General features: G+C 67.3%; 21 protein-coding genes. 13 read left to right on the top strand and 8 right to left on the bottom strand.

The annotated features are described in order from the left end of the window. Positions 1–75 precede the first annotated feature (75 nt). On the top strand, positions 76–951 hold the full coding sequence (locus tag HW466_RS07200) for a LysR family transcriptional regulator (RefSeq protein ID WP_151004310.1): 876 nt from the start codon (positions 76–78) through the stop codon (positions 949–951). Between the two features lie 33 nt (positions 952–984). Here HW466_RS07200 and HW466_RS07195 read toward each other — a convergent pair whose 3' ends face one another. After that, on the bottom strand, positions 985–1551 hold the full coding sequence (locus HW466_RS07195; RefSeq protein WP_060271704.1) for a hypothetical protein: 567 nt from the start codon (positions 1549–1551) through the stop codon (positions 985–987). A 398-nt stretch (positions 1552–1949) separates the two neighbouring features. Continuing rightward, positions 1950–2867, bottom strand: coding sequence for a LysR family transcriptional regulator (locus tag HW466_RS07190; RefSeq protein ID WP_059870471.1), 918 nt, complete (start codon positions 2865–2867; stop codon positions 1950–1952). A gap of 324 nt (positions 2868–3191) precedes the next feature. Between HW466_RS07190 and fae the strand changes: the two genes are divergently transcribed. The 5 genes from fae to HW466_RS07165 all read left to right on the top strand — a co-directional run bounded on the left by fae (position 3192) and on the right by HW466_RS07165 (position 7574). After that, a complete protein-coding gene (fae, locus tag HW466_RS07185; RefSeq protein ID WP_059447599.1) occupies positions 3192–3716 on the top strand; it encodes a formaldehyde-activating enzyme in 525 nt (174 codons plus the stop codon). A gap of 40 nt (positions 3717–3756) precedes the next feature. Further along, a complete protein-coding gene (locus tag HW466_RS07180) occupies positions 3757–4779 on the top strand; it encodes an aldo/keto reductase (RefSeq protein WP_059770932.1) in 1023 nt (340 codons plus the stop codon). Positions 4780–4793: 14 nt separating this feature from the next. After that, on the top strand, positions 4794–6245 hold the full coding sequence (locus HW466_RS07175) for an NAD-dependent succinate-semialdehyde dehydrogenase (protein ID WP_174905496.1): 1452 nt from the start codon (positions 4794–4796) through the stop codon (positions 6243–6245). A gap of 172 nt (positions 6246–6417) precedes the next feature. Then, a complete protein-coding gene (locus HW466_RS07170) occupies positions 6418–7224 on the top strand; it encodes a hypothetical protein (RefSeq protein WP_230943551.1) in 807 nt (268 codons plus the stop codon). After that, positions 7221–7574, top strand: coding sequence for a hypothetical protein (locus HW466_RS07165; RefSeq protein WP_059798922.1), 354 nt, complete (start codon positions 7221–7223; stop codon positions 7572–7574). Before HW466_RS07170 ends, HW466_RS07165 begins: the two co-directional genes overlap by 4 nt. 170 nt (positions 7575–7744) lie before the next feature. Here the strand turns inward: HW466_RS07165 and HW466_RS07160 are convergent, their stop codons facing one another. Next, positions 7745–8620: a LysR substrate-binding domain-containing protein gene (locus HW466_RS07160; RefSeq protein ID WP_059508097.1), complete on the bottom strand. Its 876-nt coding sequence runs from the start codon at positions 8618–8620 to the stop codon at positions 7745–7747. Positions 8621–8839: 219 nt separating this feature from the next. Here HW466_RS07160 and HW466_RS07155 point away from each other — a divergent pair, with 219 nt between their 5' ends. The 6 genes from HW466_RS07155 to HW466_RS07130 all read left to right on the top strand — a co-directional run bounded on the left by HW466_RS07155 (position 8840) and on the right by HW466_RS07130 (position 16581). Next, positions 8840–9778 carry a LysR substrate-binding domain-containing protein gene (locus tag HW466_RS07155; protein ID WP_151006189.1) on the top strand — a complete coding sequence of 313 codons (939 nt, stop codon included), beginning with the start codon at positions 8840–8842 and terminating at the stop codon, positions 9776–9778. Between the two features lie 324 nt (positions 9779–10102). Beyond that, positions 10103–11527, top strand: a complete 1425-nt coding sequence (gene aldA / locus HW466_RS07150) for an aldehyde dehydrogenase (protein WP_174905495.1) — start codon at positions 10103–10105, stop codon at positions 11525–11527. 127 nt (positions 11528–11654) lie between these two features. Then, complete coding sequence (locus HW466_RS07145; RefSeq protein WP_151005211.1) at positions 11655–12983, top strand: MFS transporter; 1329 nt, start codon at positions 11655–11657, stop codon at positions 12981–12983. Further along, on the top strand, positions 12980–14197 hold the full coding sequence (locus HW466_RS07140) for a mandelate racemase/muconate lactonizing enzyme family protein (protein WP_059447592.1): 1218 nt from the start codon (positions 12980–12982) through the stop codon (positions 14195–14197). The genes HW466_RS07145 and HW466_RS07140 overlap by 4 nt, the downstream gene beginning before the upstream one ends. Before the next feature lie 16 nt (positions 14198–14213). Continuing rightward, the gene (locus HW466_RS07135; protein WP_151005214.1) at positions 14214–15884 is read left to right on the top strand and encodes a GMC family oxidoreductase; all 1671 of its coding nucleotides are present in this window, start codon (positions 14214–14216) and stop codon (positions 15882–15884) included. A 109-nt stretch (positions 15885–15993) separates the two neighbouring features. Then, positions 15994–16581 (top strand): class I SAM-dependent methyltransferase, encoded by a 588-nt coding sequence (locus HW466_RS07130; protein WP_170296686.1) that lies wholly within the window; start codon positions 15994–15996, stop codon positions 16579–16581. An 84-nt stretch (positions 16582–16665) separates the two neighbouring features. Here the strand turns inward: HW466_RS07130 and HW466_RS07125 are convergent, their stop codons facing one another. The 3 genes from HW466_RS07125 to HW466_RS07115 form a co-directional block, all read right to left on the bottom strand. After that, positions 16666–17487 (bottom strand): quaternary amine ABC transporter ATP-binding protein, encoded by an 822-nt coding sequence (locus HW466_RS07125; protein ID WP_059508092.1) that lies wholly within the window; start codon positions 17485–17487, stop codon positions 16666–16668. A 14-nt stretch (positions 17488–17501) separates the two neighbouring features. Then, positions 17502–18467 (bottom strand): ABC transporter permease, encoded by a 966-nt coding sequence (locus tag HW466_RS07120; protein ID WP_060347663.1) that lies wholly within the window; start codon positions 18465–18467, stop codon positions 17502–17504. A gap of 70 nt (positions 18468–18537) precedes the next feature. After that, positions 18538–19575, bottom strand: coding sequence for an ABC transporter substrate-binding protein (locus HW466_RS07115; RefSeq protein ID WP_059508090.1), 1038 nt, complete (start codon positions 19573–19575; stop codon positions 18538–18540). Positions 19576–20141: 566 nt separating this feature from the next. On the opposite strand from HW466_RS07115, the gene HW466_RS07110 reads away from it, so the two are divergent. Next, positions 20142–21293, top strand: coding sequence for a porin (locus HW466_RS07110; protein ID WP_059770914.1), 1152 nt, complete (start codon positions 20142–20144; stop codon positions 21291–21293). Between the two features lie 200 nt (positions 21294–21493). On the opposite strand, the gene HW466_RS07105 is transcribed toward HW466_RS07110, so the two are convergent. Then, complete coding sequence (locus tag HW466_RS07105; RefSeq protein WP_059508088.1) at positions 21494–22084, bottom strand: class I SAM-dependent methyltransferase; 591 nt, start codon at positions 22082–22084, stop codon at positions 21494–21496. A 306-nt stretch (positions 22085–22390) separates the two neighbouring features. Further along, positions 22391–24112 (bottom strand): ubiquinone-dependent pyruvate dehydrogenase, encoded by a 1722-nt coding sequence (gene poxB, locus HW466_RS07100; protein WP_059546601.1) that lies wholly within the window; start codon positions 24110–24112, stop codon positions 22391–22393. Positions 24113–24233: the final 121 nt, after the last annotated feature.

Raw genomic sequence — 24233 nt, 5'->3', positions numbered from 1 at the left:
ATGCCACTATGGCAGACACACAGCGACAATAAAAACGCATAATGCTGATCGTTACATTCAGTTTTCCTGATACCGATGAAGATGCTCGATCACGACGTGCTGGCCACCGTCGTCGCCGTCGCGGAAACCGGCAACATGACCCGTGCCGCCGAAGCGGTGAACCGCTCGCAGTCCGCCGTGAGCATGCAGATCAAGAGCCTCGAGGATGCGATCGGCCGGCCGCTGTTCGTGCGCAAGCCGCGCAGCATCGTGCTGACGCGCGAAGGCGAGGTGCTGCTGGGATTCGCCAGACGAATGCTGGCGCTGCGCGACGAGGCGTGGGCGGCCGTGGTACGGCCGGAAGTGACCGGCAAGGTCGTAATCGGCGTGCCGGACGACTATGCATCGTCGCTGCTGCCGTCGGTGTTGAAGAAGTTCTCGGCGAGTTATCCGAAGGTCGAGATCCAGGTGATCGGGCTGCCGAGCAGTGCGCTCGCGCCGCTCCTGAAGGACGGCACCGTCGATCTCGTGTGCGGCACGCGTATCAAGGGGCTGTCGGGCGACTTCATCCGCCACGAGCCGATGGCGTGGGCCGCGATGACGAACGGGCCGCGCGTGTGGGAAGAACGGCCGCTGCCGATCGCGGTGTTCATGCCGGGCAGCGTTGCGCGCGAGAATGCGATCCGCAGCCTCGAACGCGCGAAGCTGCCGTTTCGCACGTCCTACGAAAGCCCGAGCCTGCTCGGGCTGCTCAGCATGGTCGAGGCCGGGCTCGCGGTCGCGCCGCTCGCGCGCTGCGCGATTCCCGCGCAACTGTCGATGCTCGGCCGCTCGCACGGGCTGCCCGATCTGCCGCCGCTCGAGTTGATCCTCGCGCGCAGCACGAAATCGAAGCGCCCGCCATGCGACTTTCTCGCGGAACAACTGATGGAAGACCTGCAGCGGCAAACCGGCCAGACCGGCGACGCCTGAACCGGCGCCGGGCGCCCGCCGCCGCCCGTGCCGTCACGAACCGCCGGCCCGTGAATGGCCGGCCGTCAGCAACGCCGCGTTGACGATGCCCGCGATCCTGTCGACGAGCGCTTCCAGCGTGTCGCCATGCACGTACCGCCCGGCAGGCGGAATGCATTCGATTCGCCGGCCGCCCCACTGCGACCCGGCCGTCACCGACAGCGTCGCGCCGAACCGGTTGCCGTGCCGCCGGCCGAAGACGCCGACGCGCTGCTCGCGCAGATACGCCTGTTCCGGAAGAAACAGCCGAATCTCCACGGCAACCTGGTCGGGATCGCTGGCGCGCGCGTTCGCATCGACCGACGGCGCGAACGTCTTCGCGATGCGCAGCGTCACATGCGAATCCCACGCGGCGAGCGGGCCGCCGGCTGCGTCGACACGCTCGAGGTCGACCGACCAATGATGGCGATCCGGCAGCCGGATCGCCTGGCGCAGCAACACGTCCGCCGCGCGCACCGTCACGCGCAACTGCAGCGCGAGCTGCGTGCCGGACGGCAACGTCGCCACGCGTACGCGGCCGCTTGCCGCTCGCGTGGCCTGCACTTCTTCCATGAGGTGCATGGATTCCTCCCTCTCAACGGCCTGCGCCGCTTACGATGCGGCGCACAAACCTTGGCCGCGACCAGCCCGCGGACAGCACGGTAGCCGGCGAATTCGCGGCAAACCATACCGAAGGAGCAATCCGCGTTCCCTGCAGAACGATCCTGCATCGCCACGCGCAAACGGCGCGCAACGGGACCGGGCACGGCAACCATCTGGCGCGCGATCGGCCCGTGCCGCGCGACGTCGAGCGCCTCCTGGGCGATGCCGAATCCGGGTACCGGAGTGGACGAGGGTCATGGCCCGGACGGACGACGTCCCGGATACTGGACACATCCCGAGCTTAGGAGGCACTGCATCAATACCGTGCAAAAAAACGGGTTTGCAGTGAAAAAATGGCATGCGTGCCGGCGGCACCGCTACGCGAACGCCTCGAGCGACGCCCGCCGCCGCTCGTCGACCATGGCCTCGATCAGCGAGACCAGATCGTCGGTCAGCGGATCGCAGATCCCCGGCGAGCGATGCAGTTCGAGGTCGGCGGGCGGCAGCGGCGGCAAGCCGTCCGCTTCGTCGAGCACGCGCCAGTTCCCGGGCAGCGTGCAGCGGTCGATCATCGTCACGGCCGCGCCGTGATTCACCGCGATCTTGATGCCGGTCGGGCTCTGGCTCGTATAGACGACGTGATACGGCCGTTCGGCGGTCGCGAGCGCCTGCAGCCCGCGCTGCCGATAGCAGCACGTTTCGGGAAACAGCGCGAGCGGTAGCGATGCGCGCGGGTCGAGCGCGAAGTCGCGATGCGCGGCCCACACCACGTCGTGACGGCCCAGCAGCCGCCCGGCCGCGTTCGGCCCGTGCCGCACGACGAGCGCGACGTCCAGCTCGCCGGCCTGCAGCCGCTCGACCAGCTCCAGCGACATCCGGCAATGCACGTGCAGGCGCGCGCCCGGCCGCAGCGCGTAGAACGATTTCAGCAAGTCGGGCAGCCACAGCTCCGCGTAATCCTCGGGCAGCCCGAACCGCACGACGCCGCGGTCGGTGCTCGTCTGCTTCAACGCGATGATCGCGTCGTTCTGCACCTGGATGATCCGCCGCGCGTGGATCAGGAAGTTCTCGCCATCGCGCGACAGCTCGAGCCGCCGGCTGTTGCGCATGAACAGGTGCGTGTCGAGCCGCTCCTCGAGAGTGCGGATCCGCAGGCTGATGGTCGACTGCGTGCGATGCAGCTGGCGGGCCGCCGCGGTGAAGCCGCCGCTCTCGACGACGGCGACGAATGCGCGGATCAGCTCCGGGTCGAGAGAGCTGAGTTTCGACCAATCGGGTCTCTGAATGGCTGCCATCGGAATTACTCGCTTTCGAAAAAGGACGGGGCGTCGAAAGATAAGGCCCGGGGTACGCCGATTGTTGTCCGGACGCGCGCGGCGCTCCAACCCCCGCCCGGGTATGACAAACCCGGAGCCGGCATGCCGCCGCCCACCCGCACCGCCCGTCGCGCGACATCGTCGGGCGGCGGCGGCGGCCCGGCCGGCGGGCGTTCGCGCGCGGCGATCAGGGCTTTTCCGGAGACGACGAAAACGCATACCTCGATCAGGAAACATCGATTCACCGGCCGCATCGCGGCCCCGGACAATCGCCTCACACAACCTCATCGACGAGACAACGCAATGACCGCACCGCAACCCAGACAGCTTTTCATCGGCGAAGGCTTCGAAGGCCCCGGCGTCAACCTCGCGCACATCAACGTGCTGATCGGCCCGCGCAACGGCCCCGCCGGGCAGGCGTTCGCGACCGCGCTCGCGACGCCGTCGGCCGGCCACGCGCCGTTCGTCGTGATCGCGCAACCCGGCATCCCGACCAAGCCGCTCACGCTTTACGTGAACAAGGCGCAGATCGACGGCGACTTCCACGGCAACGCGACCTGGGGCGCCTCGCAGGCCGGCATCGCGAAGGCCGTGGCCGAAGCGCTCGAGAACGGCACGCTGCCGCCCGAAGCGGAAAACGACTGGGTCGTCGTATCGGCGAACTGGGTCAACCCGAAAACCGACGATCTCGACGCCGTGTTCGAGAACAACTACCGCGCATGCCGCAACGCGATCGTCGCCGCGATGGAAGGACTGCCGCATCGCGATGCCGTGTTCGCCGCCGCGCGCGACGTCTCGAACCCGTTCTACACGCCCGCGAAGAACTGACCGACAACGAGCGGCCGGCAAGGCCGTATCAGGAGGAAGCATGGAATACGTCCGCCTCGGCCAGTCCGGCCTGAAGGTGTCCCGCCTGTGTCTCGGCACGATGAACATGGGCACGCCCGAATGGAAGCCGTGGATCTTCGACGAAGCGCAGAGCGAGCCGATCGTGCGCCGCGCGCTCGATGCCGGCGTCAACTTCATCGATCTCGCGGATTTCTATTCGACCGGGGTCGGCGAGGAAGTGGTCGGCCGCATCCTGAAGCGCAACGCGCGCCGCGAGGAGCTGGTCGTCACGACGAAGGTCGGCTACGACATGGGCAGCTATCCGAACGCCGGCGGCCATTCGCGCAAGCACGTGCTGGACGGCATCGACGGGTCGCTGAAGCGTCTCGGCATGGATTACGTCGACATCTTCATGCTGCACTTCTTCGACGTAAACACGCCCGTCGAGGAAACGATGAGCGCGATGCACGACATCGTGCGGGCGGGCAAGGCGCGCTACATCGGCGTGTCGACGATGTACACGTGGCAATTCGCGAAGATCATGCAGGCGTGCGAGCGCAACGGCTGGGACAAGCCGATCAACATGCAGCTGCAGCTGAACCTCGCGTATCGCGAGGAAGAGCGCGAGATGGTGCCGTACTGCATCGACCAGGGCGTCGGCGTGTCGGTGTTCAGTCCGCTCGCGCGCGGCCTGCTGACCTGCGAACCGCAGTCGACGCGCAACCAGACCGACTTCTTCACCGCGCAGATGTACGGCGACACGTCGTCGCTCGCGATCGCCGAATCGGTCGCGAAGGTCGCGAAGCGGCGCGGCGTGCCGCCCGCGCAGATCGCGCAGGCCTGGGTGCTGAGCCGCCCGGGGATTGCCAGCATGCTCGTCGGCGCCGATTCCGTCGCGCAGTTCGACAGCGCGCTCGGCGCGCTCGAGACGCAGCTCGGCGAAGACGAACTGTACGAGCTCGAGCGCAACTACACGCCGTGCGACCTGATCAACGACTACACCGCCGGCAAGCGCATCGCACGCGAGCCGCGCCCGGCGCAGGGCAGCTTCGCGGCAGACTGAAGGAACGACACGCAATGAGCGAATTTCTGAGAACGGGCCATTACATCGGCGGTGAATGGCACGAGCCGCATCGCGCGAGCGATGCAACCTATCCGGTGCTGAATCCCGCCACGGGCGAGACGATCGCGAAAGTCGCGAAAGGCGATGCCGACGACGCGCAGCGCGCGATCGACGCCGCCGCGCACGCGTTGCCCGCGTGGCGCGCGCTGACGGCGAAGGAGCGCGGCGCGCGCGTCAGGCGCTGGGGCGAACTGATGCTCGAACATCGCGACGCGCTCGCCGAGCTGCTCACGCGCGAGCAGGGCAAGCCGCTCGCGGAGGCGCGTGGCGAAGTCGCGTACGCCGCCAGCTTTCTCGAATGGTTCGCGGAAGAAGCGAAGCGCATGTACGGCGACGTGATCCCGAGCCCGAAGCCCGATGCGCAGATCGTCGTCACGCGCGAACCGGTCGGCGTGGTCGCGGCGATCACGCCGTGGAACTTCCCGCTCGCGATGATCACGCGCAAGGCCGGCCCCGCGCTCGCGGCCGGCTGCACGATGGTGCTCAAGCCGTCCGAGGAAACGCCACTGTCGGCGTTCGCGCTCGCGGTGCTCGCCGAACGGGCGGGCGTGCCGGCCGGCGTGTTCAACGTCGTATCGGGCGACGCGATCGCAATCGGCGAGGCGCTCACGCATTCGCCGGTCGTGCGCAAGCTGTCGTTCACGGGCTCGACCCGCGTCGGCAAGCTGCTCGCCAGGCAATCGGCCGATACGCTGAAGAAGCTGTCGCTCGAACTCGGCGGCAACGCGCCGTTCATCGTGTTCGACGACGCCGATCTCGACGCGGCCGTGCAGGGTGCGATCGCATCGAAGTTCCGCAACACGGGCCAGACCTGCGTATGCGTGAATCGCTTTCTCGTGCAGGACGGCGTATACGACGCCTTCACGCGCAAGCTCGCCGACGCGGTACGCGCGTTGCGTGTCGGCAACGCGCTCGCGAGCGACGTCGATCAGGGGCCGCTCATCAACGAAGCGGCGCTCGACAAGGTCGAGCGGCACGTGGCCGATGCAACGTCGAAGGGCGCTCGCGTGGTCACGGGCGGCAAGCGCCACGCGCTCGGCGGCACGTTCTACGAACCGACCGTGCTGACCGGCATGACGCCCGACATGCTGATCGCCGAAGAGGAAACCTTCGGCCCGGTCGCCGGCTGCTTCCGCTTCACGACCGAAGAAGAAGCGATCGCCGCGGCGAACGACACGCCGTTCGGGTTGTCCGCGTACTTCTACACGCGCGACCTCGGCCGCGCGTGGCGTGTGTCGGGCGCGCTGGAAAGCGGGATGGTCGGCGTCAACGACGGGATCATTTCGACCGAAGTCGCGCCGTTCGGCGGCGTCAAGCAGTCGGGGCTCGGCCGCGAAGGCTCGAAGTACGGCCTCGACGAGTACGTGGAGCTCAAGTACACGCTGATGGCAGGACTCGGCCGCTGATCGCGCCGGGGGCGGTGCGGGCCGCGCGACGATGCTTGCGCTGGCCGGCGTGCTGCGGGTCGGGGAGATCGTGTCGATCGCTTGGGGGCCGACGATGAGGCCGCTGGTGCGGGAGGAGGCGGTCGGGTGTTGAACGGAGCGCGCGCTTGCCTGGTTCCCCGGGAGCCGCCTCATGTTCGACCTGGCCGTCCGGTGGACTCGGCCGACAGAAAACGTGGCGCTATGCTGGGACTTTCCGCTTCCGCACGCAGCCATGCTCCCCGCGCCCGCCGATCTCAGCCATGCTCTCCCGTACGAAACAGCGTATTTCGACAACGGGCTCGCGGTCGAGCGGAACGATCTGGACATTGCTGCCTTGCTTGGCGTGGACGGCGACGTTACCGACGAATTGCTTGTTTCGTTGTGCGGCGCGCCGGCCGGATCGGAGGTGCAGGCGTATCTCGACAGCTCGGGCAGATTGACGCTCAGCGTGACTCATTCGTCATTGATCGAGTCCGAGAATCGTATTTCGATTTTCCGCGAATCTGACACGTCCGTACTCGAACTCAAGACGATCGATCTGGCCGATAGCGCTGTCGCCGGGCTCGCGGCGGCCATGCTTTGGCGAATCGTCCGCGCCTGCGATACGCTTGGGATCGGCCGTATCAAGGCATTGGCGGTCGGCGGTCGCAAAGCGGCACCGATACCCGGTGGACGTCGACTGCTTGGATACTACGCGTGGCCACGGCTCGGCTTCGACGCCGCTATTCCCGCCCCGCACGGCGACGAAGCGGCACTGTTCCGGTACTTCCCGACATTTCCGGCCGGCCTGGCCGACGGGTCGCTCAAGTCGCTGCGCGCGCTCTATACGACGCGATTCGGGCGGGACTTCTGGCTGGTGGCGGGCTCGCATCGCTGGATGACATTTGACGTTGCACCGCGTAGCGAATCCGTACGGGCTTTGCAGACATACCTGATCGAAAAGGGAATCTACGAATGAACGCCAAACGCTCTTCGATTGCGGGATTCCGCGTCACTCGGCATCCGGGGAAGCATCGCCGCCCGATGGCCGAGCATCGTCCCGTGCGCCTCTCGGAGGCCCGCCGCCTCCTCGACGCGATCGTCTCGCGCGAGCTTCGTCACAGGGTGGTTCGAATCATGCGCACGTCCGCCATCGAGCAAGGCGAGCAGGTGGTCGCTGCATCGGCATCCAGGCCCAAGCCGGTCGTCTTCAACGTCGGACGCATCGATCTCGCGAAATGTCGCTTGCCGCTCATCTCGGATGCAGAAGCGGAAGCCATGGCGCGTCGCGAAACGCTCTCGCACTTCGGTCAGGATCCCGACTCGTAGCCGGCGGCGACATGCAATCACGCGGCGGAGGCGACAACGCTTGTGTCGATTCCGGTTTTGTAACGATCTCTGACGCTAACGGAAAGCCGAATCGCTGCGCGACGTACATGGACTGAACCGATTGTCGGCCCGGATTAATCGGACACGACTTACGCTCAGTGCAGACATGCCTACCCCTTCCTCACCACTTGCGCCCGCAGCCACGCGGCGAATGCGCCCACATGCTCGACCATCGCGTTTTCCGGCGCGATGTCGAGCCAATAGCCGAACGGACCGATCGGCTGTACCGGCGACAACCGCACGAGGCTGCCCTCGCCGATCTCCTCCTCGATCATCGTGAGGTCGACCACGGCAAGCCCCGCGCCCTTGCGGGCCGCGCGAATCGCCTGTTCGAGCGTCGAGAACTCGATGCCGTCGCCGATCCGCTCGACTGCGATGCCAGCCTGCTCGCACCAGTCGGCCCACAGCGTCAAGCGCTTGCCCTCGTGCAGCACATGCAGCGACGGCAACCTGCGGAACAACGCATCGAGCGTATCGCCGCGATAACGCGGCGCACCGACGAGCGCGTGCCGCTCCATCATCAGCAGTTCCGAGTGCATGCCGGGCCGCGCCGCGCGCCCGAAACGAATATGGCAATGACAATCGTCGGTCGGTTCGGTGCGGATCGACAGCTCGACGTCCGGGAGTGCCTCCGCGAGCGTGCCGAGCCGTGGCGAAAACCACTGCGTGGCGAACGTCGGCGGCAGCGATACCGCGAGACGCCGTTTCGCGTCCGGCCGCGCGACGGCAATCCCGCCGATGCCGCGCTCGATCGTATCGAACGCCTGGCCGACGAACGGCAGCAGCCGCTCACCGGCCTCCGTCAGCCGCACGCCCTTGTGATCGCGCTCGAACAGCCGCACGCCAAGCGCGTCCTCGAGCAACCGGATCTGCCGGCTCACCGCGCCTTGAGTCACGCACAGCGAAACCGCCGCGCGATTGAAACTCAGGTGACGCGCGGTCTCCTCGAAAAATCGCAACGCGATCAACGATGGCAGGCGTCGCATGATAGATGTGTCCCTCTCCGTCTTCCGTCTGGCTGGCAAGCCGGCGTGCCGGCAATGTCGAGCGCAGCTTTATCGCAGAAAAGCGCGCGCCCCGGCAGGCCGTGAAAACCCCGATATCCGGTGCGCGCACGGCCGCTGCATTCGGCGTTCCCGTCTCGCCGTCTGCCCGCCTACAATGAGCATCCCGCACCACAACGACACCGCCCCGTGAGACGCAAGATGCCGGCGCTGAATGCGCTGAAAGCCTTCGAGATGGCCGGCCGCACCGGCAGCTTCACGCGCGCGGCCGAACTGCTCAACGTGACGCAGAGCGCGGTAAGCCGCCAGGTGCGCCAGCTCGAAAGCCAGCTCGGCGAAACGCTGCTCGAGCGCCGCCATCACCAGCTCGAACTCACGGCGGCCGGGCGTGTGCTGCTGCGCGCGCTGCAGCAATCGTTCGACAAGATCGAGCTGACCGTGCGCAGCCTGCAGGAGAAAACCCATCTGAACCGCCTGCGCGCGAACGTCCCGCCGACCTTCGCCGCGCGCTGGCTGATGCCGCGCCTCGGCCGGCTGCGCGACGCGCATCCCGAATTCGAGCTCAGCCTGACGACGCGCATCCACGACAGCCTCGGCGAATCGCGCGTGCTCGACTGCGCGATCCGCTTCGGCGACGGCGAATGGGACGGCTTCGACAACGCACTGCTGATGCAGGAGCAGCATATCGCCGTCTGCGCCCCCGCGCTCTATGCGCGGCTGAGGCAGGACGGCGCGCCGATCGACCTGAACCGCTTCACGCTGCTGCACGTGCTCGCCACCGACGACCAGCGCTACCTGACCTGGCAGCACTGGCTGAAGGCCGCCGGCATCGCCGACGTCGACACGCGCGGCGGCTACGAGTTCGACCTGCTCGATCACGCGATTCGCGCGGCGATCGACGGCCTCGGGATCACGATCGCCGACCGCCACATGGTCGCGCGCGAGCTTGCGAACGGGCAGTTGATGCAGGTGCTCAACGTGCACGTCGACGGCCACCAGTCTTACTGGTTCGTCACGCGGCCCGAACAGACGAACCTGCCGCACATCGTGCAGTTCCGCGACTGGCTCCAGCAGGAAGTGTGGCTCGCGAAGCGCCATCTCGAGCCGTCGTCGCCGCTGCCGCAGGTGCCCCTGGCCTGACGGGCGATCCGTCCCCGCCTGGCGCCGCCCGGTCGAGCGTTGGCCACGGGCGCGGGCAACGCCCAAGCGGCTTCCACGCGCGTGTGCAGTCAGCCTCGGCTGCGTTGGCGGCCCGATCGCCGTCCGCCGCCCCGCCACCCGCCTCGCAGTCTTGCCGGACGGGCGATTCCGGCCGATTGACTGAGTAACGTGCGTTTTTCTCATGCTCGACGCGAAAATAAGTCGTTTGTCGTGCAATAAACGCATGAGCAGAATGGCTTCCGTCCCGTGCCGCGCGTTTCGCCGCCAGAAGCGATCCGCCGCACCCATCGGAGGAGCCACTTCATGCGTACCGAACGCAACTATGTGAACGGCCGTTTCGTCGTCCCGGAAAGCGACGCGACGATCGTCGTCCACGATCCCGCCACCGAAGCACCGTTCGCGCGCGTGCCGGCCGCGACGCCGGCCGACGCGCTCGCCGCCGCAGCCGCCGCAGCCGCCGCGCAGAAAACGTGGCGCAAGCTGCCGAGCACCGAACGCGCGACCTTTCTGCACAAGCTTGCCGACGCGCTGAGCGCACGCGCGCCCGACATCGGCGCGGCGCTTGCGCGGGAATCCGGCAAGAGCATCGAGGACGCATCGAACGAAGCCGTCTACGCGGGCCAGATCACGCGCTACCACGCCGAGTGGGCGCGCCGGATCGAGGGCGAGATCATCCCGAGCGATACACCCGACGAGAATCTCTTCCTGCAGCGCGAGCCGATCGGCGTCGTCGCGTGCCTGATCCCGTTCAACTTCCCCGTCTATACGCTGCTGCGCAAGATCGCGCCCGCGCTGATCGCCGGCAATACCGTGGTCGTGCGGCCGAGCAACCATACGCCGGTGTCGGCGTTCGAGATCGCGAAGGCCGTCGACGAAGCCGGCTTCCCGCCAGGCGTCGTCAACATCCTGACGATGGATCACGCGACGGCCGAAGCGCTGTGCACGCATCCGGCGGTCGGGATGATCACGTTGACGGGCAGCGTGAACGCCGGTCGCAAGGTGCTCGACTACTGCAAGGCGAACATCGCGAAGCCGTCGCTCGAACTCGGCGGCAAGACGCCCGCGATCATCGAGCCGGACGCCGACCTCGAACGCGCGGCCGCCGCGCTCGTCGCATCGAAAACCACGCACTGCGGCCAGCTCTGCACGGCGATCGAGCGCGTGTACGTGCACGACAGCGTGCACGATCGTTTCGTCGCGCTGCTGAAGGAGAAGATGGCGGCCGTGCGCATCGGCGACCGCGCACAAGACGCCACGCGGATGGGCCCGCTCGTGAGCGCATCGGCGCGCGCGCACATTCACGGCATGGTCGAACGCGCGATCGCGGCCGGCGCGACGCTCGAAGCCGGCGGCGCGATCCCCGACGGCCCCGGCTTCTTCTACCCGGCCACGCTGCTCACCGGCGTGACGCAGGACATGGAAATCGTGCAGGAGGAAACCTTCGGCCCGATCATGCCGGTGCTGCGCTACGCGACGATCGACGAGGCCATCGCGTTTGCGAACGATCATCAGTTCGGGCTGTCGTCGGTGCTCTACACCGAGAACTACCGCACCGCGATGAAGGTGGCGAACGCGATCGAAGCCGGCGAACTGTACGTGAACCGAACGCCGGCGGATCCATACCAGGGCTTCCATGCCGGCTGGAAACGTTCCGGCCTCGGCGGCGACGACGGCAAGCACGGGATGCTCGAGTTCACGCAAACGCGCCTCGTCGTCATGAAGTACTGACGCGCGCCCCGGCGCCATTTCCGTCGCGCGCGGCCACGGCACCACGCCGCGCGCCGCCCAAAGATCGAACCACACATAACAAATCTGCAGGCGTGCGCATCCGGCACGCCTGATGGAGGAAGACATCATGACGACCCAACCGTCGACGCCCGTCGCGTCGCTCGCGTCGCCCGGCGCGGCGCACGAGTCGCGCGCGCAACGCTATCTGCAACTGCTGCTGCTCGTGATTGCCGCCGGCGCGATCTATCCGATGCTGTACCTGCGGCAGGTGTACCAGCCGACGATGCTGCAGTTCTTCCGTATCGACGACGTGCAGCTCGGCTATCTGTACTCGTCGCTCGGCACGATCTTCCTCGTGAGCTACCTGCCGAGCGGCTGGCTCGCGGACCGCCTGTCGCCGCGCTGGCTGATCTGCTTTTCGCTGCTTGCGACCGGCGCGCTCGGCCTGGTCTACGCGACCGGGCCGTCGTTCAACGCGCTCGTGCTGATCTTCGGCGGCTGGGGGCTGACGACCGGTCTCACGTTCTGGGCGGCCGTGATCAAGCGCGTGAACATGATCGCCGGCCCCGACGAACAGGGCCGCTTCTTCGGGCTGCTCGACGGCGGGCGCGGGCTCGTCGAGGCGCTGCTCGCAACCGTCGCGATCACGCTCTTCGCGTACGTGACGCAGGCACGCGGCGGCACCGATGCGGCCGGCTTCACGCTCGTCGTGCATCTGTACGCATTCTTCTGCATCGCGCTCGGCGTGCTGCTCGCGCTGGTGAAGGATCCCGCGCATGCGGACGACGGCCGCACGGCAGCGCAACGCCGTCGCGACGGCGGCCGCCGAGGCAACGTGTTGACCGACCTCAAGACGCTGGCGGCGATCCCCGAGCTGTGGCTCGTTGCCGCCATCGTGTTCTGCGGCTACCAGGTGTTCTGGGCGACCTACAGCTTCTCGGCCTATCTGCACGAAGGCAATTTCGGGCTGAGCGCGACGGCGGCCGGCTTCATCACGACGCTCAAGCTGTGGATGCGCCCCGTCGGCGGCATCGGCGGCGGGTTTCTCGGCGACCGCGTATCGAAAGTGTCCGTGCTGTTCTGGGCGCTGCTGCTCGCGGCGCTGTCGCTCGTCGGGCTGATCGCCGCGCCGCCGCACAGCCCGCAAGCGATGCTCGTCGTGCTCGTGCTGTTCATCGGCATCCTCACCTATGCGATCCGCGGCCTCTACTGGTCGCTGCTCGACGACTGCCGCGTGCCCACGCGCTGCGCCGGTCTCGCGATCGGCCTGATCTCGGTGCTCGGCTATTCGCCCGACGTGTTCGTGCCGCTGATCAACGGCTACGTGACGCAGACGTGGCCCGGCGCGCACGGCTACCAGCTCTATTTCGGCTATATCGCGGCCATCGCGCTGTGCGGCGCCGGCGCCGCCGCGTTCCTCAAACATCGCCTCGACCGCATCAAGGAGTCCGTATGAAAATCGTTTCGCTCGACACGCATATCGTCGCCGTACCGCCGCCGCACGTTGGCGGGATGTACTGGATCTTCGTCACGCTGAAGACCGACTGCGGAATCGAAGGCGTCGGCGAGATCTATTCGGCGACGTTCCATCCGAAGGCGATGGGCCCGATCATCGACGACGTGTTCGACCGCTACCTGCTGAACCACGATCCGCACCACGTCGAGCGGCTGTTCCGCCAGGCCTATTCGAGCGGCTTCACGCAGCGACCGGACCTGACGATGATGGGTGTCGTCAGCGGGCTCGAGATGGCGTGCTGGGACATCATCGGCAAGGCCGCCGGCAAGCCGGTGTACGAACTGCTCGGCGGCCGGATCCACGAACGGCTGCGCTCGTACACGTACCTGTATCCGAAGAATGCGAACGGCGAATACGACTACGACGATCCCGATCTCGCCGCCGAGTGCGCGGCCGACAACGTGAAGCTCGGCTTCACGGCGGTCAAGTTCGACCCGGCCGGCCCGTACACGGCCTATTCGGGCCACCAGCTGTCGCTCGAAGTGCTCGATCGCTGCGAGCTGTTCTGCCGCCGCGTGCGCGAAGCGGTCGGCAGCAAGGCCGACCTGCTGTTCGGCACGCACGGGCAGATGGTGCCGTCGTCGGCGATCCGGCTCGCGAAGCGGCTCGAGAAGTACGACCCGCTGTGGTTCGAGGAGCCCGTGCCGCCGGGGCAGGAAGAAGCGATCGCGTCGGTCGCGAAGCACACGTCGATTCCGATCGCGACGGGCGAGCGCCTGACGACCAAGTACGAATTCCACAAGCTGCTGCAGGCGGGCGGCGCATCGATCCTGCAGCTGAACGTGGCACGCGTGGGCGGCCTGCTCGAAGCGAAGAAGATCGCGACGCTCGCGGAGGTGCACTACGCGCAGATCGCACCGCACCTGTACAACGGGCCGGTGGGTGCCGCCGCGAGCATTCAGCTCGCGACCTGTACGCCGAACTTCCTGATCCAGGAAAGCATCATGACCTGGGGCGGTTTCCATGCGGAGGTCGTGAAAACGCCGATCCGCTGGGAGGACGGCTACATCATCCCGTCGAACGAACCGGGCCTCGGCATCGAGCTCGACATGGACGTCGTGCGGCGCCACAGCCCCTACACCGGCGAACGGCTTCACCTGCAGATGGGCGAACACCCCGTCGACGTGAAGGATCTCGCGCCCGCGAAGGGCTGACCGCGAAGGACGAAGCATGATCTACGACTACATCATCGTCGGCGCGGGTTCGGCCGGCTGCATTCTCGCGAACCGCCTGAGCGAATCGGGCCGCTACTCGGTGCTGCTGCTCGAAGCGGGCGAACGCGACGCGTCGTTCTGGTTCAAGGTGCCGGTCGGCTTCACGAAGACGTACTACAGCCGCCGCTACAACTGGATGTACTACAGCGAGCCCGAGGCGCAGCTCGCCGGTCGCAAGCTGTACTGCCCGCGCGGCAAGGTCGTCGGTGGGTCGGGTTCGATCAACGCGATGGTCTACGTGCGCGGCCAGCGCAGCGACTACGACGACTGGGCGAACGCCGGCAATCCAGGCTGGGCGTACGACGACGTGCTGCCGTATTTCCGCAAGCTCGAGACGCACGCGGCCGGTGCGACCGATCCGCAGCATCACGGCTCGACCGGACCGATCCACGTCACGTCGATGAAGGCCGACGTGCATCCGATCGTCCACGAGTTCCTCAAGGGCTGCGCGCAGCTGAACCTGCCGCGCACCGACGACTTCAACGGCGCGCAGTTCGAGGGCGCTGGCATCTACGACCTGAACACGAAGAACGGCGAACGCTGTTCCAGCAGCTTCGCATACCTGCGTCCCGCGCTGAGCCGCTCGAACCTCACGCTGCGCTCGGGCGTGCTCGTGCGGCGCGTGACGTTCGACGGCACACGCGCGACGGGCGTCGTCGTTGCGGGCGAACACGGCGACGAAACGCTCGCCGCCACGCGCGAGGTGATCCTTGCCGCCGGCGCGGTCGATACGCCGAAGCTGCTGCAACTGTCGGGCGTCGGCGATCCGGCGCTGCTCGCGCGCCAGCGCGTGCCGCTCGTGCATGCGCTGCCGGCCGTCGGCCGCAATCTGCAGGATCACCTGTGCGTGAGCTTCTACTTCAAGGCAAACCGGCCGACGCTGAACGACGAGATGGGCACGCTCGTCGGCAAGATGAAGATCGGCTTGCGCTACCTGCTGGCCAGGCGCGGCCCGCTCGCGATGAGCGTCAATCAGGCGGGCGGCTTCTTCCGCGGCGCGGCCGATGCGCACGAGCCGAATATCCAGCTGTACTTCAACCCGCTGTCGTACCGGATTCCGAAGAGCGATCGCGCGAGCATCAAGCCCGAACCTTATTCCGGATTCCTGATCGCGTTCAATCCGTGCCGGCCGACGAGCCGCGGCACGATCGAGATCGCGTCGAATCGCGCGGAAGATGCCGCGAAGATCCACATCAACGCGCTCACCACGCAGAAGGATCTCGACGAAGCCGTTCAGGGCAGCAAGGTGATCCGGGCGCTGATGCGCGCACCGGCGCTGAGGTCGATGACCGTCGAGGAAATCTCGCCGGGGCCGCAGGTCGATTCGGACGAGGCGATGCTCCAGTATTTCCGCGAACAGTCGGGTTCGATCTATCACCTGTGCGGCTCGTGCGCGATGGGCCCGGACGCGGCGACGTCGGTGGTCGATGCGGCGCTGCGCGTGCACGGGCTGCAGGCGCTGCGGATCGTCGATGCGTCGGTGTTCCCGAACATCACGTCGGGCAACATCAACGCGCCGACGATGATGGTCGCGGAGAAAGGCGCGGATCTGATCCTGGCGGATGCGGCGTTGCACGGCGAAGCGGCCGACGCGCGGATGCACGAAAGGGAAGCGATCGCGCCCTGACGCAACGGTCACGCTGCGTGGCCGCGCGGCCAGCAGCCTTGCACGTGTTGCCCGAACGTCCCGGCGGCGGCACACCGCTTGCTCGCCGTCGAACCGGAGGGCAAACACCATGACGACTCATCTCGGGCAAGCCGGCTTGCCGCGCGGCGTGATCGGCCGGATCGTCGGCCGCATCATGCGCCGGCACAACCGGCCGGACAACACGTGGACGCTGTCGCTGCTGGCCATCGACGACGGCGACCATGCACTCGAAGTCGGGTTCGGCCCCGGCGACGCGATCCGGCTCGCCGTGGGCGCAACAACGTCGGCGAGCCTCGCCGGCGTCGATCACTCTCTGACGATGCTCGCCGCCGCGAAACACCTGAACCGCACGGCCATCGAACAGGGCCGCGTACGGCTGGCGCTCGGTTCCGTCGATGCACTTCCGTTCGACGACGAAGCGTTCGACAAGGCGTTCTCGATCAACTGCATCTACTTCTGGCCCGCGCCAACGCGCGGCCTGCGCGAATTGCACCGCGTCGTCAGGCCAGGCGGTATCGTCGCGATCACCGTTCGCGACCTCGAACGGGCGCCCTACGACGCATTCCGGCCCGAGAAGCTGGCGCGTCTGATGACCGATGCCGGTTTCGGCTCGGTCGCCGTGCATCGCAACGGCGTGCCGTCGCATCCGCTCGCTTGCGTGCTCGGCACGAAGTAGGCATCGCGCCGGCACGGGATCCCAACAAAAAACGGCGCACCGCTCGTCGCGATACGCCGTTCTGCATGCACGTTCGACTCCGGCTCAGCTCACACTCGTGCGCTTCTCGACGAACCGCCGTACATAATCGTCCGCCGGACGCGACAGGATGTCGTCGGGTGTACCGACCTGCACGAGCGTGCCGTCGCGCAGGATCGCGATCCGGTCGCCGATGCGCAATGCCTCGTCGAGATCGTGCGTGATGAAGACGATCGTCTTCGACAGCGTCGCCTGCAGCTCGAGCAGTTGATCCTGCATCTCGGTGCGGATCAGCGGATCGAGCGCGGAAAATGCCTCGTCCATCAGCAGCACGTCGGTATCGGCCGCCAGCGCGCGCGCGAGGCCGACCCGCTGCCGCATCCCGCCCGACAGTTCATCCGGGTAATGCTCGGCGTATCCGTCGAGCCCGACCTTCGCGAGCCAGTTGCGCGCGGCTTGCGCCGCGTCGTGCCGGCTCTCGCCGCGCGTGCGCAGCGCATACGCGGCATTATCGAGCACGGTCTGGTGCGGCAGCAGTCCGAAGTTCTGGAACACCATGCTGACCTTGTAGCGGCGCAGCTCGCGCAGCCCGTGCGGATCGAGCTTGATCACGTCGTTGCCGTCGATCACGATTTCGCCGGCCGTCGGCTCGATCAGCCGGTTGAAATGCCGCACGAGCGTCGATTTCCCCGAGCCCGACAGCCCCATGATCACGAAGATCTCACCCGACGCGATGTCGAGGCTCACGTCGTTGAGTCCGACGTTGCAGCCCGTTTCCGACAGCACGTCGGCCTTGCGCCGGCCCGCGCGCAACAGGTCGAGCACGCGCGGATGCGCCGCCTCCGGCCCGAACAGCTTGTACACGTGTTTGACTTCGATGGTCGCCATGTGTGCCTCCGTGGCTATGCGCGCGACGATTGCGCCGGCTGGTTCGAATCGGTGCCCGACGGCGCCGCCTTGCGCGGCAGCCGGTAAGGCACGCGCGACGCGCCTTTCTGGCGACGCTGCTGCGCAAGCCGCCGGCGCGCGCGCCGTTCCTGGCCGAAGCCCTGGCTGATGCGGTCGATCACGATCGCGAGGATCACGATCGCGATGCCGGCCTGCGTGCCCTTGCCGACGTCGAGCGTCTGGATGCCGGCAAGCACGTCCTCGCCGAGGCCGCGCGAGCCGATCATCGATGCGATCACGACCATCGACAGCGCCATCATCGTGGTCTGGTTGATGCCGGCCATGATGCTCGGCCGCGCAAGCGGCAACTGCACGTTCACGAGCAGCTGCCAGCGTGTCGTGCCGAACGCGCGCGCGGCCTCGGTCACGTCCGGGTCGACCTGGCGGATGCCGAGGTCGGTGAGCCGGATCAGCGGCGGCAATGCATAGATGATCGTCGCCAGGATGGCCGGCACCTTGCCGAGACCGAACAGCATGAGCACCGGAATCAGGTAGACGAAGCTCGGCAGTGTCTGCATCACGTCGAGCACGGGCAGCAGCAGCCGGCGCAGCCACGGGCTGCGCGACGCGAGAATGCCGATCGGCACGCCGATCGCGACCGACAGCACCGTCGCGACGAGCATCAGCGCGAGCGTCTGCATCAGCTTGTCCCACAGGCCGAAGCAGCCGATCGCGTAGAGCAGCAGCATGAAGAGCGCGCCGAGGCCGATGCGGCGCGTCGCGTTCCACGCGATCGCGCCGACCACGAGCAGCACGAGCCACGGCGGTGCCACGCGCAGCGCGCCTTCGAGCGGCACGAGCAGGTAGCGCAACAGCAGCGCGCTGAAGTGATGGAAGCTGTCGCCGTATTGCGCGACGAACGTCTCGAGCGCGCCGTTGACCCAGTCGGCGATCGACAGGTGCAGGAAGAAGCCGTTCATGATGATTCTCCGTCGCGCCGCGAAGGCGCGTGACGGCGCCGGCGGGCGCGGGCCCGCCGACGCGCGCTGGTTACGCGCCCTTCAGGCTGCCGGCGATCTTCTGCGCGACGTCGGCCGGCACCCACTGCTTCCACATGTCCGGGCGCGTCTTCAGGAACTGCGTGGCCATCGCCGCGCCGTCGATCTTCTTCGTGGTCATCTCGAGGATCGTCTGGTTCAGGAAATCCATCGGGAAGCGCACCTTGCCGAATACGCCGACGAGATCGGGGTTCGCGTCGGCGAACGGCTTCGACACGCCGACGGTCAGCCGCGACACCATGTACGACGACGCGCACTGGTGCGTGCTGCTCTCGTCGCGCAGCGTCTTCCAGCATGCTTCGTTATAGGCCGGCATCTTCAGCGCCGCGAACTTGTATTTCGCCATCAGCGCGGCGGGGCCCCAGTAATAGAACACGATCGGCGCACCGCGCTGGTATGCGGACGCGATCGCCGCATCGAGCGCCGCGCCCGTGCCCGGATGGAAATTCGTGTACGACTGGTCGAGCTTCAGCACCTTCAGCAGACGCGTGTTCACGCGCTCGCAATCCCAACCCGTCGGGCAGTTCAGGAAGCGGCCCTTGTCCGGCTCCTCCTCGTCGGCAAACACCTGCTTGAACTTCGGCAGATCGTCGACCGACGCGAGCCCGGGCGCGACCGGCTTGATGTTGCGCGCCGGGTCGCCCTTCACCACGTATTCGGGCACGAACCAGCCTTCCGTCGTGCCGCCCGGCAGCGTGTCGCCGATCAGCTTCACGGCGCCCGATGCGACGGCCTTCGCGGTGATCTCGCTGCGGCCCGTCCACTGCTCGGCCCAGATCTGCAGATCGTTGCGCGCGAGCGCCGTTTCCGTCGCGGCCGTGCTGCCCGGCACGACGTCGGTCTTGCAGCCGTAGCCCTTCTCCATGATCTGCCGCAGCACCTCGGTCGCGAACGATCCGCTTTCCCACGTGATGCCCGCGAAATGGACCGTCTTGCCGTCGGCGCACGCGCCGCCGGCCGCGTGGGCCGCGGGCGCGGACAGGATCGTCGCGGCGGCAAGAAGCGCCGTGCTCAGTCGTCGAATCTGCATGGTGGGTCGTCTCCAAATCGAATCTGTTGTTTGTGCGTCGCGGCATGCGCGGCGACCGGCGAATCGCGTATCCGTCCACGTCCGGTCAGCCTGCATGGTCGAGCCGCCGATATGTTTAGGGAAACGAGTAATTCCGATCATTGCAATCGGCCGCGCCAATCGATCGCCGGCTGCCGCGTCAGGGCCGCCGGACGGGCCTCCCGGCCGGTTCTCCGAGGCCGCTGCCGCGCCCGCCCGGACACCTCGCGCCTGCCGCGCCCGGCCGTTGCCCGACCGGCGTCGGCGCGCGGCGGCAACGCCTCGTTCCGGCAAGACGAAGCCGGTCGTCGCCCCATCGGCGAACCCGATTCCATCCATCGAAATTACTCGCTTCCGGTTCCGTTTCGGCTTCGGAACAATGCGCGGAGTCATCGGAGGAGACCGGACCGGACGCCGCCCGCCTGCACGCCGCCGCGCTCGCGCGGACCGCCGTCGCGCGCGCCGCGCCGCTTCGCCCAGGATGACGGGACGCGCCTCACCGGACGCGCTCACGACAACCGATACAAGCTGGATACCCGGAGATCTCAATGAACAGGAAACTGACCGCGCTCGCCGTCACCGCAGCCTTCGCGTCGCCCGCCTTCGCGCAAAGCAGCGTCACGCTCTACGGCGTGATCGACGAAGGCCTCAACTACACGAACAACGTCGGCACCGGCCACGTCTACGAGATGGCAAGCGGCTATGCGCAGGGCAGCCGCTGGGGCCTGAAGGGCAACGAGGATCTCGGCGGCGGCCTGAAGGCGATCTTCCAGCTCGAGAACGGCTTCGACGTCAACAGCGGCCGGCTCAACCAGGGCGGCCGCATGTTCGGCCGCCAGGCGTATGTCGGCCTGAGCCAGGCGCAGTACGGCACGCTGACCTTCGGTCGCCAGTACGACTCCGTCGTCGACTATCTCGCGCCGACCACCGCCAACGGCAACTGGGGCGGCTATCTGCTCGCGCACCCGTTCGACAACGACAACACCGACAACTCGTTCCGCCTCGACAACACGGTGAAGTACGCGAGCCCGAACTTCGGCGGCTTCCAGTTCGGCGGCGCATACAGCTTCAGCAACAGCACCGGCTTCTCGGACAATCGCGCATACAGCTTCGGCGCGCAATACCAGAACAACGGGCTGCTGATCGGCGCCGCGTACCTGCAGGCGAACCACCCCGGCGACGGCTCGGCCGGTGCGATCACCGCGAACGACGCCAGCTACATCGCCGAGCGCATGCGCGTGTTCGGCGCGGGCATCAACTACACGTTCGGGCCGGCGACGGTCGGCTTCGCGTACACGAACTCGAACTACAAGAACCCGACCGGCAACGGCTACCTCGGCACGCCGGGGGCGATCATCGCGCCGGGTGCGACGGTCAGCGCGATCAAGTACCAGAATTTCGAAGTGAACGGCGCGTACCAGATCACGCCGGCGTTCATGGTCGGTGCGCAGTACGTGCTGTCGCTCGAGAAATACGATGCGTCGACCGGCGACGCGAAGCCGAAGATCCACTCGGTCGGGCTGATGGCCGATTACAACCTGTCGAAGCGGACCGACGTGTACGTGCAGGCCGCGTACCAGCACATCGCCGGCGACAAGACCGGATCGATTCTCGACCAGGCGTTCATCCCCGGCACCGACGCGCCGTCCTCCACGTCGAACCAGGTGGCCGTGCGGCTCGCGCTGCGCCACAAGTTCTGACGCGGTTCCGCCGTCTTCACGCGACACCCGCGCGGATCTGCCGTGGTGTCTTTGCCCGCCCGCAGGCTCGAGCCTGCCGGCGGATTTTTTGTTTCGCGCCACGACGATGCGGCGCAACATGATTCATCGCCGGTCGTGCGCGTGTAGCGACCGCCCGCATCCGCAGGGCCGATGAAAGAAAGCGCGGCACGATGCGGGCATCACGCCACCTGTCCGATGGCGGCCCGGCGCATCGTGACGATGCGTGCAGGCGGAATATTTGCCCACACGATCCGGCTGGCATCGGCAACAAATGCCGGATCGCGCAGCGGGTGACGCGCGGGCGCGCGCAAATCGTAGGTGAACTGGATCATCACGCCGTCGACCGACAGCACGCGCTCGCACTGCCCGACGATCGCCGTCACGTCCTCGCGCGGCAGCGTGCGCAGCGGCAGGCAGGACACGATCGCATCGATCGCCGCGTCGGGCGGCAGCAGCCGTTCGAGCTGTCGCGCGTCGCCCGACACGATCGCGATACCGGGAAAGCGGCGCCGCAGGTGCTGCACGAACGCCGGCGACCGCTCGACCACGACGAGGCGCCCGGGCGCCACGCCGCGCTCGAGCAACGCGGCGGTGATCGCGCCGGTGCCGCCGCCGAGTTCGACGACGAGCCCGTCGCCATCCGGCACCGCGCCGGCCATCTCGCGCGCCAGATGCCGCGAACTCGGGCACAACGCGCCCACGGCGGCCGGGCGGCCGACCCACTCGCGCACGAACAGTGCCGAGACACGCAATGCATTCGGCCAGGTCATCGGCCCACCTTGCGCGGTTGCACCTTCAACTTCGGCGTGCCAATGATCGCCTGTAACAGGGCCACGACGACACGGGACTCTTTCACGTGCATCCTCCTGAACAATCGGTCGGCCGCGCGCGCGCGGCGGTCAATCGATTCTAGGAAATGCAAACTTAAGGCGACGTGAAGATTGTCCCTGATTGCGCGGCCGATGCGGCTCGTGCATCCGCCCGCCGCACCGCGGCTGTTCGTCGAAGCCGCGCGCGAACGGACGGCTGCCCGGGCGATGCGTCGGACCACTGACGGTTCGCGCGGCCCGGACGCGTCACCGCAGGTTGGTGCGCGCCAGCTCGACGATCTCGTCGCCGCGCCCGCTCAGGATCGCGCGCAGCATGAACAGGCTGAAGCCCTTCGCATGCGCGATCTCGATCTTCGGCGGCATCGCCAGCTCGTACTTCGACGTGACGACGTCGACGAGCGCCGGCCCGTCGTGCGCGAACGCAGTGCGCAGCGCGTGCTCGACATTCTCCGAATGCTCGACGCGCACGCTGAAGATCCCCGCGCCCTTCGCGATCGCCGCGAAGTCGGTCGGGCTCAGATCGACGTTCGTGTCGAGGTAGCCGGCCGCCTTCAGCTCCATCGACACGAAGCCGAGCAGGCTGTTGTTGTAGACGACGATCTTGATCGGCAGGTTGAGCTGGCGCGCGCTCAGCAGATCGCCGAGCAGCATCGACAGCCCGCCGTCGCCCGACAGCGACACGACCTGCCGCCCCGGATGCGCACCCTGCGCGCCGAGCGCCTGCGGCATCGCATTCGCCATCGAACCATGGTTGAACGAGCCGTGCAGCTGGCGCTTGCCGTTCATCGTCAGGTAGCGCGCGGCCCACAGCGTCGGCGTGCCGACGTCGGCCGTGAAGATCGCGTCATCGGCCGCGACTTCGTCGACGATCTTCGTCAGATATTGCGGATGAATCGCACGCCCCGGCGGCTCGGCCACCGCGAGATCGTCGAGACCCTTGCGCGCGGCCGCATAGTGCTTCAGCGCGTTCTCGAGGAAGCGCCGCTGGGTCTTGCGCGTGAGGCGCGGCAACAGCGCCGCGATCGTTTCCTTCACGGTGCCGACAAGCCCGAGCGCGAGCGGCGCGCGATGGCCGAGCTGCGAGCCTTTCCAGTCGATCTGCACGATCTTCGCATGCGCCGGATAGAACGGCCGGTACGGGAAGTCCGTGCCGAGCATCAGCAGCGTGTCGCACGATTCCATCGCGTGATAGCCCGAGCTGAAGCCGATCAAACCCGTCATACCGACGTCGAACGGGTTGTCCCATTCGACGAACTGCTTGCCGCGCAGCGCATGCACGACCGGCGCGCCGAGCGTGTCGGCCAGCGCGACCACCTCGTCGTGCGCGCCCTGCGTGCCGCTGCCGCACAGCAGCGTGACCGCGTCGGAGCCGTTGAGCAGCGCCGCGAGCCGGTCGAGATCGGCGTCGGCCGGCAGGATCGACGGCGGCGCCGATTCGCTCCACGCGGGTGCTTCCTCCGGGCCGTCGCCGAGCGCGATGTCGCCCGGCAGCACGATCACCGCGACGCCGCGTTCCTCGATCGCGGTGCGCATCGCGCGCGCAAGCACGCGCGGAAACTGCGATGCGTTCGTCACGAGTTCCGCGAAGTGACTGCACTCGCGAAACAGTTCCTGCGGGTGGGTTTCCTGGAAGTAGCCGAGGCCGATCTCGGTCGATGGAATGTGCGCGGCGATCGCGAGCACCGGCTGGTGATTGCGGTGACAGTCGTAAAGGCCGTTGATCAGGTGCAGGTTGCCGGGGCCGCAGCTGCCCGCGCAGACCGCGAGCCGCCCGGTCGATGCGGCATCCGCGCCGGCGGCGAACGCCGCGCTCTCCTCGTGCCGCGTATGCATCCAGCGGATCGAGCCGATCTGGCTCAGGCTGAACGACAGCCCGTTCAGACTGTCGCCCGTCACGCCCCAGATGCGCTCGATGCCCGCTGCCGCCAGCGTCTTCGCCAGGTATTCCGCCATCGTCTGTCTAGCCATCATGCCCTCGCTCGTTGATCGGTCGTCACACGATTGATCCGGCCACGGCAGCCGCCGTTGCCGCTGACGGAACGAGCATACGCGATCCCGCCGCGCCGCGTCGTGACGACGCAAGCGTCAC

Source organism: Burkholderia territorii (assembly GCF_902833055.1).
Classification (GTDB): Bacteria; Pseudomonadota; Gammaproteobacteria; order Burkholderiales; family Burkholderiaceae; genus Burkholderia; species Burkholderia territorii.
The sequence above is the reverse complement of the archived record's forward strand: the minus strand, read 5'-3'. Positions and strand labels throughout refer to the sequence as shown.